The organism is Alcanivorax limicola, from assembly GCF_019931215.1.
Classification (GTDB): Bacteria; Pseudomonadota; Gammaproteobacteria; order Pseudomonadales; family Alcanivoracaceae; genus Isoalcanivorax; species Isoalcanivorax limicola.
In genome coordinates this window covers 98,131-110,838 of sequence record NZ_JAIOUB010000004.1, presented here as the reverse complement: position 1 = coordinate 110,838, position 12,708 = coordinate 98,131, and the positions used below count along the sequence as shown (strand labels likewise).

The window sequence follows — 12,708 nt, the reverse complement described above, 5'->3', positions numbered from 1 at the left end:
GTCAGTGCAATGCATGAGGCGGCGCGAGGGTAAATACCGGGATAGTGGCGTCGAAGCAGGTGCCGTCCTCGGCCAGCATCTGGTAGGTGCCGCGCATGCTGCCGACACTGGTCTCGAGCACGGCGCCGCTGCTGTAGGAGAAGGCCTGCCCGGGCGCCAGTCGTGGCTGTTCGCCGATAACGCCTTCGCCATGCACTTCCTGGACGCGCTCTTCGCCATCGGTGATGACCCAATGCCGTGTCAGCAGGCGTGCGGAGACTTCGCCCTCGTTGCGGATGGTGACGTGATAGGCATAGACCCAGCGGTGGATATCAGAATCACTCTGCTCGGCGAGGAATTCCGTTTCCACCTCTACATTGATGCGGTAGCGGGAATCTTCGGTGGCATGCGTCATGGTGCGGTTTCCTGAGATGGTGAGCCCTCCTGCGGCGGAGCAGCATTGGCCAGGCTGACGAAATCTGCCAGGGACAACTGATCTGGCCGCAAACCCGGATCGACACCTGCGGCTTCGATGTCCGCCATCGTCATGAGTGATTTTAGCCCATTTCGGATGGCCTTGCGTCGTTGCGTGAAGACCTGGTTTACCAGCCCGGCAAAGAAGCGGTAGTCCCGGGCCGGGTGGGGCAGGGTGGCATGGGGCGTCAGGCGCACGATGGCAGAGTCGACCCGTGGTGGTGGGCTGAATGCCTCGGGCGGGACGGTGAACAGGAAGTCGGTGTCGCAGTGATACTGGATCATCACGCTCAGCCGGCCCCAGTCACTGGTGCCGGGGCTGGCCACCAGCCGATCCACCATCTCTTTCTGCAGCATGAAGTGCATGTCGCGGATCACGTCCATCTGGCTGATCAGGTGGAACATCAGCGGGGTGGAGATGTTGTAGGGCAGGTTGCCGACGACGCGCAGTGGCTTGTCGTCGGTGGCCAGCGTGCGAAAGTCGAAGCGCAGCGCATCGGCAGCGTGCACGGTCAGGCGCTCGGGGGCAATCTGGCGTTCCAGCAGGCGGATCAGGTCACGGTCCAGCTCTACGGCATGGAGGTGGTCGACCGCATCCAGCAACGGCCGGGTCAGCGCGCCCTGGCCGGGACCGATTTCCACCATGCGATCATCCCGCGCTGGCGCAATGCTGCGCACCAGCCGGTGGATCAGGTTGGTATCGGTGAGAAAGTGCTGGCCGAAGCGCTTGCGCGCCTGATGTCGGGCCATGGGAGCTCCGTACCGGAAGACAGGGGGCGGCAGTGTAGCGCGAGTGGCGTCCATGAGCCACGGGCCTGGTAATGCGCTCAGGAATGGCTCGGGGAGCCGGTCAGGCTCAGAGCCAGACGCGTGGCGGCGATCAGGCTGCCCGGCTCGGCCTTGCCGGTGCCGGCGAGATCAAAGGCCGTGCCGTGATCCACGGAGGTGCGCACGAACGGCAGCCCCAGGGTCATGTTCACGGCCTCACCGAAACCTGCGTATTTCAGCACCGGCAGTCCCTGGTCGTGGTACATCGCCAGTACGGCGTCGTGACCGGCCAGGTGACGGGGGGTAAAGGCAGTATCGGCGGGGAGCGGGCCGGTCAGTTGCATGCCACTGGCCTGTAGTGCTGTCACCACCGGGCTGATGATCTCGATTTCTTCGCGCCCCAGATGCCCGCTTTCGCCCGCATGGGGGTTCAGCCCCAGCACAAGGATTTGCGGTGTCGGGATGCCGAAATGCTGGCGCAGGTCCCGGGCCAGAATCTCCAGTGTGCGGGTCAGTGGTCCACTGCGGATCGCGTTCGGCACATCGCGCAGGGGCAGGTGCGTGGTGGCCAGCGCGACGCGCAGCGTGCCAGCCACCAGCATCATCACGACCTGTGGGGTGTTGCTGTGTTCGGCCAGGTATTCGGTATGGCCGGTGAAGAAGGGGTCGGCGCCCTCGCAGATGACGGATTTCGCCAGCGGGGCGGTGACCATGCCGGCAAAGGTGCCGTCCAGGCAGCCGTGCAGTGCCCGGTCGAGCAGCGTCAGTGTGCCCTGAGCGGTCGCCGGGTCCGGCTGGCCGGGGATCACGGTCGCACCTGCGGGGCTGTGCCATACGGCGAGGCCGTCGTCTGGCAGCGGTTGGCCGGGTTGCCAGTCGTGCAGCGTGAGCGACAGCCCCAGCAGGGCGGCGCGCTCGCGCAGCACCTGGCGGTCACCCAGGGCGACCAGCGGCGCCCCGCCGAGGTGTTCCGGCAGACGCAACACGATGTCCGGGCCGATGCCGGCCGGATCGCCGCAGGTAATGGCCAGCGGCAGGGTGGCCATGGTCAGATCCGCACGTCCACGTAGGCTTCGGTGCGGGTTTCCCGCAGCCACTGCTGCAACTCTTCCTCGAAACGTCGCTGGTGCAGCGCCTGGCGTGCCCGCAGGCGACGGAACTCCGCGCTCATGTCCGCAGTGCGCAGCTCATCAACGCGCAGGAAGTGCCAACCAAATTCTGTCTGGAAGATCGGTGACAGCTCGCCGACCGGGGTGTTGCGGAAGGTGTTTTCAAACTCTCCGACCATCTCGCCGGGGGAGACCCAGCCCAGATCCCCGCCGTTGCGCGCACTGCCCGGGTCATCGGAGTGTTCCCGCGCCACGGTGGCAAAATCCTCACCGCCCTCGATACGCTGGTGCAGCTGCACTATCAGGCGCTCGGCCTGGCTTTCGCTGCGCACGGCGCTGGTACGCACCAGAACGTGCCGTACCCGGTGCTGTTGCACGATCTGCGTGGCGCCGCCGCGGCGATCAACCAGCAGCAGGATGTGATACCCGTTACCGGCGCGAATGGGGTCGGAAATCTCGCCGGGGTCCATATCGATGGCGCGCTCGGAGAACAGGCTGGGCAGCTGTGCCGCTTCACGCCAGCCCAGATCGCCGCCTTCCAAAGCCTGCGGGCCGTCGGAGTAACTCACCGCCATTTCATGGAAGCTGTCACCGGCACGAATGCGGGCCACCAGGGCTTCCGCGCGCTCGCGCGCAGCGTCCACCTGGTCGGGGGACGCGCCGTCGGGCAGCCCGATCAGGATATGCCCGAGGCGAAACTCGGATTCGAACAGCTGGCGGCCCATTTCGGATTCCAGAAAGCGGTCCACCTCGCGGTCAGTGATCCGCACGCGGCGGCCGACCTGGCGCTGGTGCAGCTGGTTGATGACCATTTCGCTACGGATCTGCTCGCGGAAATCGGCCCAGTTATAGCCGTCTTCGCGCAGGGCGGCGACGAACTCATCCAGGGTCATGCCATTTTGACGGGCCACGCCGGTGAGCGTCTGGTTCAGTGAGCTGTCATCCACACGAATACCGCCGCGCTCGGCCATATCCAGCTGCAGCTTCTCCATCACCATGCGTTCCAGCACCTGGGGCCGCAGCACATTGCGCGGCGGCAGTTGCTGGCCTTCGGCCATGAACTGCCGGGCCAGGTCATCCACCCGCTGGTCGAGCTCGCTTTCCATGATTACGTTGTCGTTGACCACGGCGGCGATGCGATCAAGCACCTGCAACGCCTGCGGCACGCCGGGAATGACCAGCGCCGCCAGCAGCGCCGCGCGCAGGGCGGGTTTAATAATTCGTACCATACTGTCTCCCATAGCCCGGAATGGACCGTTCCAGCAAGCTTTCCACGCGGCCACTGAAGCCGCCCAGCCCGAGCATCTGAATCTGCAGAAATACGCGGCGGTCGGCTTCCAGCTCGCCGAGGCCTTGACGGTCGCTCAGCTCACGCAGGCTGACCAGGCGCAACTGCCAGCAGCAGTCACGATATTCAATCCCCACCAGGTTCTCCAGGGAGCGGCTTTCTTCCAGGTCGTACAACCAGCGCCCGATCACGCTCCAGTTCCGGTGGACCGGCCAAAGCGCCGCCAGTTCCGTCTGGGCGATGTCATCGCGGTCGCGATAGCGGTAGCCGACATGGGCAACACGCCGCTCACCGTCGACATAGCCTACGCGCAGACTGTTCTGTTCGCGACGGTCATTTTCGCTGTCCCACTGGGTTTCGGCAAACAGCTGCCAGTATCGATTGAGGTACCAGGTGGCATCGGCAACCACGGGCGACCAGGTGCGGTCATCCACGGGGTCGCCTGCGATCTGCACTTTCCGGTCGCGGAAAAAATAGGCCTGGCCGACGCGTGCGCGCACGGCCTCCCGGCCGGAATCCTGATCCAGGAGGCGAGATGTCAGCCCCACGGCGATTTTTTCCTCGTCGCCGATGCGGTCGTATCCGGTGAAGCGGTTTTCCCGGAACAGGCTGTTGTAGCCGAATGTCAGGGTGCCGGTGTCGAAATTGGGCAGATCATCCTGCTCTTCATACTCAATGCGGCTGTAGAACAGGCGCGGCTCCAGGGTCTGTTGCCAGTTACGCTCGCCGAACTCGAAGGGGCGATCCAGAAACAGGCCGCTGTCCACGCTCAGGCCCCACAGACCTCGTTCGGGGGTCTGGCTGTCGCCCGGCGCAACGCCGTCAAGATCGTAGCTGGTGTAGTACAGCCGTGCGCGGGGCTCCACGTAGCCCCAGGAGCGGGTCAATGGCAGCGTCAGGGCTGGCTGCAGGTGCAGTCGGTCGCCGGTGATGTTCAGGGGGGCCTGATCGGCAGTACGGTCAAAGCGGCTGAAATCGCTGACCCAGAGGCCTTTCAGTGGGCCATAGATCTGTGGCTGGCCGGTGAGCGAGAACTGCGGCAGGCGTCGATAAGGCAACTCTTCATCCGGCAGTGTCGGGTCGATGGTCTGCCAGGCCTGCACCCGCGTCAGAAAGTGCCAGGTGCGGCCGCGATACAGCGCTTCGGCCTGGCGCGGCAGGTTGGTCTGGGAGCGCACATCCAGGCCGGATTCCAGATCCTTGAAGTAGAAATCATCAGACACATAGTTGACGTCGGAGCTCAGGGTCCAGGGGCCGGTCTGGCCGTCATGGCGCCAGTTGGCCAGGATGCGGTCCTCGTCATCAAAGCGGCGGTCGTTGCTGATCAGGCCGTAGTTGAATGCGCCCTCGCCGAAGCCGGTCAGGTAGCGCAACTGGCTGTCGAAGCCGTTGCCGCGGTTCTGGATATGGCGGGGTGCCAGGGTTGCATCGACCTGAGGGTGCAAATTCAGGTAAACCGGCTGGGAAAAATCGATGCCACCATCGTCGGTCAGGCTGAAGGTCGGAAACAGCAGCCCGGTCTTGCGCCGGTCATCGATAGGGAAGGTCATCCAGGGAAGATACAGTGCCGGCACATCCCGGACGCGCAGCGTGATGTGCCGGGCGGAGCCCCAGCCGTCCTCGCGGTTCAGCTCAATGCGCCGGGCATGCAACGACCAGCCGCGTTGATCCGGCGGGCAGGTGGTATAGCTGCCGTCTTCAATGTGAATCAACGCATCTTCCTGGGAGACACGGCTGGCGCTGCCCCGGGCATGGATGTCGAACAGTGAGTAGCGCACATTGCCCAGGGTGGCCTGTTCGCGCCGCGTGTTGCCCTGCATGCTGTCGGCGCGGAAGCTGAACAGGTTCGAATCGGCGCGTACGTCACCCTCTACGATGAAGTCGCCACTGTCCTGATCAAACGAGGCCCGGTCGGCGGCAATGCGGCGGCCTGGTTGCTCGATCTGCACATCCCCCAGCAACTCGGCCAGGCCATTCGGCGTCAAGCGGGAGCGATCAGCGGTAATGACTGTTTCGGCGGACGGGTCAGGTTCACCCAGCTCCGGGTTGTAGTAGATGCCATGGCACCAGGCGGGGATATCTTTCTGCTGCTCAGCCGGAAGGGCCGCCATATCGTCGCGGGTGATCCAGCCGAGCGTCTCGGCGTGGGTCATTGCCGGCGCCACTGCGGCGGCCAGCAACCAGGGATAAAAGCGGAGGCGCAGTGGCATTCGTTATCCGGAACAGGTAAAAAGCGCTGCAACAGTGCCGGAATCGACGCGGCCACTGCTGAAAGGCGCAAGATTACCGGTCACAGCCGCGGATGTCAGTTCGGATATTGTGTAAGAAAATGTCACGCTGCCCCGGCGGCGCTATTGATCCATGAGGGAGACACCTGAATGACCTCTGCCCAGCCCCCGACACCGGAGCACGCGGATGCGCGGTGGCTCGCGCTGACCGCGTGGGCCTCGCAACAACTGGGGCAGCAGGTGAGCCTGGCGCCGGCGTCGGCGGATGCCAGCTTTCGCCGCTATTTTCGCTGTCAGGCTCAGCGCGCTGACGGGGAGCAGAGCCTGATCCTGATGGATGCGCCGCCAGAGCAGGAAGATTCCCGCCCGTTTGTGGACGTGGCAGCGCGCTTGCAGCGTGCCGGGGTGGCTGTGCCGGAGATCATCGCCGTGGACCTGCAGCAGGGCTTCATGCTGTTGTCGGATCTCGGGCGCCAGACCTGGCTTGAGGCGCTGAACGATGACAATGCGGCGGCCTGGTTCAGTGAGGCCATTGATACCCTGATCCGGGTTCAGCAGGCGGATGCGCAGGGGCTGCCGGCGTATGACGAAGCGTTGCTGCGCCGGGAGCTGGGTTTGTTCCCCGAGTGGTATCTGGGGCGTCATCTCGGGCTGGCGCAGGATACTGCGCTGCACGCGGCGCTCTCCGAGGTGAATGATCTGCTGGTGGCGCGCGCGCTGGCCCAGCCACGGGTGTTCGTGCACCGCGATTTCATGCCGCGCAACCTGATGGTCAGTGAGCCGAATCCGGGGGTGCTGGATTTCCAGGATGCGGTTTATGGCCCGATCAGTTACGACCCCATCTGCCTCTTCAAGGATGCGTTTCTGAGCTGGCCGGAGGCACGAGTGCAGGGCTGGTTGAGCGATTACCACGCCCGCGCCCGGGACGCGGGGCTGCCTGTGACAGCGGATCTGGCCGAGTTTCTGGAAGATTGCGACCTGATGGGGGCTCACCGGCATCTGAAAGTGATCGGCATCTTTGCCCGCATCTGCCACCGGGACGGCAAGCCGAAGTATCTGGCGGATGTGCCGCGTTTCATGGCCTACCTGCGCACGGTTATTGCCCGGCGCCCGGCGCTGGCGCCGCTGGGCGAGGTGCTGGATCGGGTGGCTGCGGTGGATGCCTCATGAAAGCAATGATTCTGGCGGCCGGTCTCGGCACGCGCATGCGACCACTGACCGATCATACGCCCAAGCCGCTGCTGCATGTCGGCGGGCGCAGCCTCATCGAGTACCATGTGCGCGGCCTGGCGGCGGCAGGCATCACCGAACTGGTGATCAATACCGCCTGGCTGGGCGAGCAACTGGAACAGGCGCTGGGTGATGGCCGTCAGTTCGGCGTGCAGATTGCCTGGTCCCGCGAGGGCGAGCCACTGGAAACCGCCGGCGGCATTCGGCAGGCGTTGCCGTTGTTGTGTGGCGTGTGTGGCGTGTGTGGCGGGTCGATTGAAAGCGATGACACGCCCTTTGCTGTGGTCAATGGCGATATCTGGACGGATTTCGACTTCAGCCAGTTGCCCGCCAACCCCGCAGGGCTGGCGCATCTGGTACTGGTGGACAACCCGCCCCAGCACGAGGCCGGGGACTTTTATCTGGCCGCAGACGGTCAGGTACACGACAATCCCCCTGCCGGTGAGCCGCGCCTGACCTTTTCCGGTATCGGCGTCTACCGGCCAAGCCTGTTTCGCCACCTGAGTGAGGGCAGTGCCCGTCTGGCGCCGCTACTGCGCGATGCCATGGCCGGGCAGGCCGTCACCGGGAGTCATCATCGCGGGCGCTGGTATGATGTCGGCACGCCGGCGCGCCTGCATGCACTGGATCAGCAATTGAGGAACGACCATGGCCAATCCTGAGCCCGATTACCTTATCGCCCCGTCCATTCTGGCGGCAGATTTTGCCCGCCTGGGCGAAGAGGCGCAGGCCGTACTGACTGCCGGCGCGGACGTGATTCATTTCGATGTGATGGACAATCACTACGTGCCCAACCTGACCATCGGGCCCATGGTCTGCAAGGCGTTGCGCAACCACGGCATCACCGCACCGATTGATGTGCATTTGATGGTGTCACCGGTGGATGCACTGATCGGCAGCTTTGCCGAGGCCGGCGCCAGCATGATTACCTTCCACCCGGATGCCAGCACCCATGTCGATCGCTCCCTCCAATTGATCCGTGATCAGGGCTGCAAGGCCGGTCTGGTATTGAACCCGGCGACAGGTCCCGAGTGTCTGGCGTACGTGATGGACAAGCTGGACATGATTTTGCTGATGTCGGTGAATCCCGGCTTTGGTGGTCAGAAGTTCATTCCCGGCACCCTGAAGAAGATCGAGCAGGTGCGGCGGATGATCGATGACAGCGGGCGCGATATTCGTCTGGAAGTCGACGGTGGCGTCACCGAACACAATATTGCCGATGTCGCCGCTGCAGGTGCCGATATGTTTGTGGCCGGCTCCGCCATCTATGGCAAACAGGATTACAAGGCGGTCATCGACCAGATGCGCGCGGCACTTGCTGGCGCGCGAGCCTGAATGTGAGCGCCTGACTGTGCGAGCTTGAGTGCGCACTGGTATGCGGTCGGCGTGTCACACGATTTGATAAAATGAGAGGATAGAAACGATGATCAGGAAGAATCCCAGCGGTGACCTGCCGGTAGTGGCGCAGTCCGCCTTTGTCGATCCGACGGCGATTATTTGCGGCAAGGTCTTTGTGGGCGAAAATGTCTTCATTGGCCCCTACGCGGTGATTCGTGCAGATGAGGTGGATGCCAGTGGCGAGATGGAGCCGATCATTATCGGTGACAACTCCAACATCCAGGACGGTGTGGTGATTCACTCCAAATCCGGTGCTCGGGTGGAAATCGGCGAGAACACCTCCATCGCACACCGCTCCATCGTACACGGCCCCTGCAAAGTGGGCAGCAATGTGTTCATCGGCTTCAATACCGTGTTGTTCAACTGCGAAATCGGTGACGGCGCGGCAGTGCGGCACACCTCGGTCGTTGAGGGCTGCAGCGTGCCGGCCAACTTCTATATTCCTTCTACCTCGCTGATCGGCGGGCCGGATGATCTGACCAGCATCGAACCGGTGGCGGCGGACGTCTCCAGCTTCTCCGAGGATGTGGCACAGACCAACGTGCGCCTGGTGCAAGGCTACAAGAAAATCCAGAACGAGCTCTGATCCACCGGAGGCCGGCAGGCCTCCAATTCAGTGACGCCATGGCCGGCATCGCGCAGGCGCGCGATCGCGATGGTGTCACTGTGCCATCATTTACATCCTTCGGTATTTGCATAACGCTTGTCCCCTGACTGGCACGCAGGTGCCTGCGTCGTTGTTTGCCCTGGCGGGTTGCCGGGCCGTCGCAGGCCCGGGCCGGCATGACCAATAAGCTTTACGGCTTGCGTTGCCGTACGGCGCAGAACCGTTGGGGGAATGACGTGAATCACCAGACTGTTGTGGCGGAGGGGCCACAGGAGCATGCGCTGCATGGCGAGCAAAACGCCGTCGACAGCGGCGAATACAACGAGCAGGCCCTGCGCCAGGCGCTGCAGGGGCCGCTGCTGACCCGTCGCCTGCCCGGGCGCCTGGAAGAAGATTTTCGCCGGCATGCCCGTGAGCGGGCGGCAAATCTGTTACGCCTTTCTGTGTATGGTCTGATCCTGGTTTACACCGTGGTGTCTGGCGCTGCCGCCATCTTTACCAACGAGCCGGGATTGAATACCTGGTTGCTGGTGGCGGTGCTGCCGGTGGGGCTGGTGCTGGCCATGATCTGGCTGGCCACCCGGCTGGATGACATGGAACCTGTCGTCGAGCCGCTGCTGATCGGCGGCGTGTTTGTATCGATTCTGGGGTGTGGCGCTGCTGCGTTGCTGCTGGGCGAGGACCTGTTTGCACAGATTGCCGCCTACGAAACCATTTATGTCCTGATCATTGCGTTTTCCATTCTGCGCCTGCCCCTGATCAAGGTCTCGATCGCTTCTCTGGGGGCTTTCCTGATTGCGGCCCTGGTGATGGTGGCGATCGGCCAGCCGGTCCTGTGGCTTGATAGCCTGCTTTATTTCTTTGTGCCCTGGTCCCTGTGCGTGGTGGTTGGCGGCATGCTGGAGCATTCGGAGCGTCGGGACTATCTGCAGAATGAATTGCTGTCGCTGGAATCCTTGCGCCTGCGAGACTTGATCGAGCAGTCCGAGCAGGAGCTGGCACGGCGAGCGTTGCAGGCAGATTATCTGCAATTGATAGCAGGAAAGCCGTCCATGTACGCGCTGTTCCAGCGCACCCTGGGATTTCTGGTAGAACGCACAGGCGCTCAGGTGGGCATGGCGTACCTTGTGACGGAGGATGGTCTGTTGCAGCCCATGGCCACATGGGGGGCCAGTCGGCTTGTCAGTCAGGACATGAAAACGGTGAGTGGCAAAGCGGCGAGTGACAAAGCTCCCGCCTTGCTGGCGCCGGAAGATACGCTGCTCGGGCCGGTGATGACGGAACGTACGCTGCGCCAGATGACTGGATTGCCGCCGGGGTATCTGGCGATTCGTACGGGCAGCCAGACGGTGACGCCGGGGGCGATCATCATGGCGCCGGTATGCCAGGGTGATGAGGTGGTGGCTGTGATCGAACTGGGAAAACTGGCGTCGTTCAGTGGTGCCCAGGAGGATGTTGTCGCGGCGATTGCCACGCACTTTGCTTACGCCGTGCAGGCCGGGGCGAAGCGGGGCGGAGCCGGTGAGTCGGCTATTCAATCACCAACAGAAAAAGCCCCAGCATGACGATGGCGCCCACGACGATAAAGCTGAAGGCGTAGCGGCTCGCCTCACCGTTGAAGTCGGCCTCCAGCACGTCCATATCGTCTGCGGGCAGCGGGTCGCGCACCGGGTGATCGGGATCATCCAGCAGTGCCAGAGCATCGTTATATTGATGGTCCAGCACGACCCACAGGCTGACGTAGAAGACGCCTGAGAAGATCGGCGCCACGCGGTAGGATTCCTTGCCGGAGATGTGCGTCGCGACGCCGCGGCTGCGGAGGTTCATGGCATCCTGCTGGGCATCCAGCAGTGAATGGTATTTGCGAAGTAGCTGCATGCCTTACACAGTACCTGTGGGGGCTTCGCCGGGCAATGAAGGCGCGGGCAACGAGGGCTCGTCCACCACAACCTGATGCAACCTCAGCGGCGCGCCATCGGCATCCAGCACCTGCACCGGTTGCACGGCACGCCCGGTGGCGCGGTCCCGCATCACCAGCGGCGGTTGATCTGCCAGGATCCACCGGTCACCCCACTGCCGCAATGCCGTCAGTACCACGAACAGGTCCCGGCCTTTCTCCGTCAACCGATATTCGAAGCGCGTACCGTGCTCCCCCACGTCGACCTTGCGCAGTACTTCGGCCGCCAACAGTCGCTTGAGGCGGTCGCCGAGAATATTGCGAGCGATGCCCAACTGCTGCTGGAAATCACTGAAACGCCGGGTGCCATGCATGGCCTGGCGGATGATCATCAGGGACCACCAGTCGCCGATCTGGGCCAGCGCCCGGGTAATGGCGCAGCATTGCTCGTCCAGTGATGAAGGGCTGTCAGGTGCTTTTTTGAGTGTCATGGGCTGAGCATAGCCAGAATAGTTGCAAAATGAAACTGTTATGCTCTAAGGTGGCCGCATATGGTTGCAAATAACAACCAGATATAAACCTGCGCCCCCTGAATTCGTCCTGGAGTTGATAATGACTGACGCCCTCGCGCCGCTGCTGCGCCCGTTTGAATGCAAATCCCTGTCGATGCGCAACCGTGTTGCCATGGCCCCCATGACCCGTACCTTCTCGCCGGGCTATGTGCCCAACGATGAGGTTGTCGGCTATTACCGCCGCCGGGCAGAAGCGGGCGTCGGTCTGATCATTACCGAAGGCACCACCGTTGGCCACAAGGCAGCAAACGGCTATGAGCGGGTGCCGGCCCTGCATGGCGAGGCGGCCATGGCGGGTTGGAAAAAGGTCGTGGATGCGGTGCACGCCGCTGGCGGGCAGATTATTCCCCAGCTGTGGCATGTGGGCTCGGTGCGCCGTGAAGGTATCGGCCCTGACCCCCAGGTGCCCGGCCACAGCCCGTCGGGGCTGTTCCGGCCTGGCAAGGAAAACGGCCATGCCATGACGCATGAGGACATTGCCGACGTGGTGGCGGCGTTTGCCGATTCCGCCCGGCAGGCGAAAGAGGCGGGTTTTGATGGTGTCGAAATCCACGGCGCCCACGGCTACCTGATTGATCAGTTTTTCTGGGAAGGCACTAATGTGCGTGATGACGAGTACGGCGGCTCCATGGCCAAACGTGGTCGCTTCGCCGAAGAAATCATCCGCGCGGTGCGCGCCGCCGTGGGTGAGGATTTCGCTATCGTGCTGCGCTTTTCCCAGTGGAAACAGCAGGGTTACGCGGCGCGTCTGGCGCATACCCCGGAAGAGCTGGGTGAGTTTCTGGCCCCCTTGTCGGCGGCCGGCGTTGATATCTTCCACGCCAGCACCCGGCGCTTCTGGGAGCCGGAATTCGAAGGCTCGGATATGAACCTGGCAGGCTGGACCCGCAAGCTGACCGGCAAGCCGGCGATTACCGTGGGCAGTGTCGGCCTGGATGATGACTTCATGAATGGCGGCAAGATGGGCATGGGCGGCGACGCAGCGCCGGTGGGCATCGATGAGCTGTTGCGCCGAATGGAAGTGGATGAGTTTGATCTGGTTGCGGTGGGCCGCGCCTTGCTGGTCGATCCTGAATGGCTGCTCAAGCTGCGCGAAGCACGCAGCGAGGAAATCCTGCCCTTTACCAAGGCGGCGCTGATGTCGTTGAGCTGATAGGG

At 63.1% G+C, this 12,708-nt stretch carries 13 protein-coding genes; 6 read left to right on the top strand and 7 right to left on the bottom strand.

Going from position 1 to position 12,708, the window contains the following annotated elements:
• Position 1: 1 nt before the first annotated feature.
• The 5 genes from apaG to K8B33_RS13315 form a co-directional block, all read right to left on the bottom strand.
• Complete coding sequence (gene apaG / locus K8B33_RS13335) at positions 2-394, bottom strand: Co2+/Mg2+ efflux protein ApaG (RefSeq protein WP_223427362.1); 393 nt, start codon at positions 392-394, stop codon at positions 2-4.
• Positions 391-1,203 carry a 16S rRNA (adenine(1518)-N(6)/adenine(1519)-N(6))-dimethyltransferase RsmA gene (gene rsmA / locus K8B33_RS13330; RefSeq protein ID WP_223427360.1) on the bottom strand — a complete coding sequence of 271 codons (813 nt, stop codon included), beginning with the start codon at positions 1,201-1,203 and terminating at the stop codon, positions 391-393. The genes apaG and rsmA overlap by 4 nt, the downstream gene beginning before the upstream one ends.
• A gap of 77 nt (positions 1,204-1,280) precedes the next feature.
• Complete coding sequence (pdxA, locus tag K8B33_RS13325; RefSeq protein WP_223427357.1) at positions 1,281-2,267, bottom strand: 4-hydroxythreonine-4-phosphate dehydrogenase PdxA; 987 nt, start codon at positions 2,265-2,267, stop codon at positions 1,281-1,283.
• A gap of 2 nt (positions 2,268-2,269) precedes the next feature.
• Positions 2,270-3,559, bottom strand: a complete 1,290-nt coding sequence (locus K8B33_RS13320; RefSeq protein WP_223427355.1) for a peptidylprolyl isomerase — start codon at positions 3,557-3,559, stop codon at positions 2,270-2,272.
• Positions 3,543-5,828, bottom strand: coding sequence for an LPS-assembly protein LptD (locus K8B33_RS13315; protein WP_223427352.1), 2,286 nt, complete (start codon positions 5,826-5,828; stop codon positions 3,543-3,545). The genes K8B33_RS13320 and K8B33_RS13315 overlap by 17 nt, the downstream gene beginning before the upstream one ends.
• Positions 5,829-5,996: 168 nt before the next feature.
• On the opposite strand from K8B33_RS13315, the gene K8B33_RS13310 reads away from it, so the two are divergent.
• The 5 genes from K8B33_RS13310 to K8B33_RS16235 all read left to right on the top strand — a co-directional run bounded on the left by K8B33_RS13310 (position 5,997) and on the right by K8B33_RS16235 (position 10,646).
• A complete protein-coding gene (locus K8B33_RS13310) occupies positions 5,997-7,016 on the top strand; it encodes an aminoglycoside phosphotransferase family protein (protein ID WP_317846232.1) in 1,020 nt (339 codons plus the stop codon).
• A complete protein-coding gene (murU, locus tag K8B33_RS13305; protein WP_223427350.1) occupies positions 7,013-7,738 on the top strand; it encodes an N-acetylmuramate alpha-1-phosphate uridylyltransferase MurU in 726 nt (241 codons plus the stop codon). Before K8B33_RS13310 ends, murU begins: the two co-directional genes overlap by 4 nt.
• Positions 7,725-8,411 (top strand): ribulose-phosphate 3-epimerase, encoded by a 687-nt coding sequence (rpe, locus tag K8B33_RS13300; protein WP_223427347.1) that lies wholly within the window; start codon positions 7,725-7,727, stop codon positions 8,409-8,411. Before murU ends, rpe begins: the two co-directional genes overlap by 14 nt.
• Before the next feature lie 88 nt (positions 8,412-8,499).
• Positions 8,500-9,060 (top strand): LbetaH domain-containing protein, encoded by a 561-nt coding sequence (locus K8B33_RS13295; protein ID WP_223427344.1) that lies wholly within the window; start codon positions 8,500-8,502, stop codon positions 9,058-9,060.
• A gap of 257 nt (positions 9,061-9,317) precedes the next feature.
• Positions 9,318-10,646 (top strand): GAF domain-containing protein, encoded by a 1,329-nt coding sequence (locus tag K8B33_RS16235; protein WP_223427341.1) that lies wholly within the window; start codon positions 9,318-9,320, stop codon positions 10,644-10,646.
• On the opposite strand, the gene K8B33_RS13285 is transcribed toward K8B33_RS16235, so the two are convergent.
• Together K8B33_RS13285 and K8B33_RS13280 are read right to left on the bottom strand one after the other, a co-directional pair.
• The gene (locus K8B33_RS13285) at positions 10,612-10,959 is read right to left on the bottom strand and encodes a hypothetical protein (protein WP_223427339.1); all 348 of its coding nucleotides are present in this window, start codon (positions 10,957-10,959) and stop codon (positions 10,612-10,614) included. The genes K8B33_RS16235 and K8B33_RS13285 overlap by 35 nt on opposite strands.
• 3 nt (positions 10,960-10,962) lie before the next feature.
• Positions 10,963-11,469 carry a winged helix-turn-helix transcriptional regulator gene (locus K8B33_RS13280; RefSeq protein WP_223427337.1) on the bottom strand — a complete coding sequence of 169 codons (507 nt, stop codon included), beginning with the start codon at positions 11,467-11,469 and terminating at the stop codon, positions 10,963-10,965.
• Between the two features lie 121 nt (positions 11,470-11,590).
• Between K8B33_RS13280 and K8B33_RS13275 the strand changes: the two genes are divergently transcribed.
• Positions 11,591-12,703, top strand: a complete 1,113-nt coding sequence (locus K8B33_RS13275; RefSeq protein WP_223427335.1) for an NADH:flavin oxidoreductase — start codon at positions 11,591-11,593, stop codon at positions 12,701-12,703.
• The last annotated feature ends 5 nt before the right edge of the window (positions 12,704-12,708 follow it).